This window comes from Kitasatospora sp. NPDC007106 (assembly GCF_040634455.1).
In the GTDB taxonomy this organism is placed as follows: domain Bacteria; phylum Actinomycetota; class Actinomycetes; order Streptomycetales; family Streptomycetaceae; genus Kitasatospora; species Kitasatospora arboriphila.
In genome coordinates this window covers 1-1,470 of sequence record NZ_JBEYFP010001194.1, presented here as the reverse complement: position 1 = coordinate 1,470, position 1,470 = coordinate 1, and the positions used below count along the sequence as shown (strand labels likewise).

Here is a 1,470-nt window from a genome sequence, read left to right as displayed (position 1 = left end):
CACCGACGATGCCGAGGGTGGTGCCCGGCTCCACGTCGAAGGAGAGGTTGTCCACCGCCGCGGCCTGGACGTCCGGCTGCCCGACGGCAGCCAGCTGGTCGCCGCCCCGCCCGGCGCCCCGGTGCTCCGCCTGCACCGGCCCGCGGACTTCCTCGCCCGGGTCGGCGCCACCGGCCTGATCGGCTTCGGCGAGTCCTACCAGGCCGGCGACTGGGACGCCCCCGACCTGGTCGGCCTGCTCTCCGTGCTCGCCACCGCCCCCGAGACCCTCGTCCCGACCGGTGCCCAGTGGCTGCGCCGCCTCTACGTGCAGCGGCCGCCCGCCGCCGTACTCCCCACCGCCGACAACGCCCGCCGCAACATCCACCACCACTACGACCTGTCGAACGAGCTCTTCGCGCTCTTCCTCGACCGGACGATGACCTACTCCTCCGCGGTCTTCGACACCACCCCCTCCGGCGCCCCCCTCGCCACCTGGGACGACCTGCCCCAGGCCCAGCACCGCAAGATCGACCTGCTGCTCGACCTGGCCGCCGTCGGCCCCGGCAGCCGCGTCCTGGAGATCGGCACCGGCTGGGGCGAACTCGCCCTGCGCGCCGCCGCCCGCGGCGCCCGCGTCACCAGCCTCACCCTCTCCGAGGAGCAGCTCGCCCTCGCCCGCCGCCGGATCGCCCGGGCCGGCCTCGCCGACCGCGCCGAGGTCAGGCTCTGCGACTACCGCGCCGCCGAGGGGCAGTACGACGCCGTGGTGAGCGTGGAGATGATCGAGGCCGTCGGACGGCAGTTCTGGCCCGAGTACTTCCGCACCATCGACCGCGTCCTCGCCCCCGGCGGCCGGGCCGCCCTGCAGGCCATCACCATGCCGCACGACCGCATGATCGCCAGCAGCAACACCTACACCTGGATCCTCAAGTACATCTTCCCCGGCGGCCTCATCCCCTCCGTGCAGGCCATCGACCAGGCGACCGCCCGGCACACCGCGCTGCGGGTCACCGCCGACCACGCCTACGGCGCGCACTACGCCGAGACCCTGCGGCTGTGGCGCGAACGCTTCACCGACCGCGCCGCGGACGTCGCCGCGCTCGACTTCGACCAGGTCTTCCGCCGCACCTGGGAGCTCTACCTCGCCTACTCCGAGGCCGGGTTCCGCACCGGCTACCTCGACGTCCGGCAGATCCTGCTCACCCGCGAGGAGACCGCCCGGTGACCGCCGCCGACCGCCTCGAAGACCTGCTCACCGACCTGCTCGGCCCGCTGCCGTTCCGGCTCCGCGCCTGGGACGGCTCCACCGCCGGCCCCGACGGCACCCCCACCGTCGTGCTGCGCCGCCGCCGCGCGCTGCGCCGGCTGCTCTGGCAGCCCGGCGAACTCGGCCTCGCCGACGCCTACATCACCGGCGACCTGGACGTCGAGGGCGACCTCGCCGAGGGCCTCGGCACCGTCCGCCGCGCCCTCGCCGGCCGCGGCCCC

Annotated in this window: 1 protein-coding gene and 1 pseudogene; both read left to right on the top strand. The window is 75.1% G+C overall.

Annotation, left to right across the window (positions count from 1 at the left end; translation table 11 throughout):
• Positions 1-1,207, top strand: a 1,207-nt coding sequence (locus tag ABZ641_RS37065; protein WP_359988971.1) for a cyclopropane-fatty-acyl-phospholipid synthase family protein, incomplete at its 5' end; no start/stop codon positions are given.
• Positions 1,204-1,470 (top strand): annotated as a pseudogene (locus ABZ641_RS37060) (SAM-dependent methyltransferase); the annotation flags it as partial. The gene ABZ641_RS37065 and the pseudogene ABZ641_RS37060, both read left to right, overlap by 4 nt.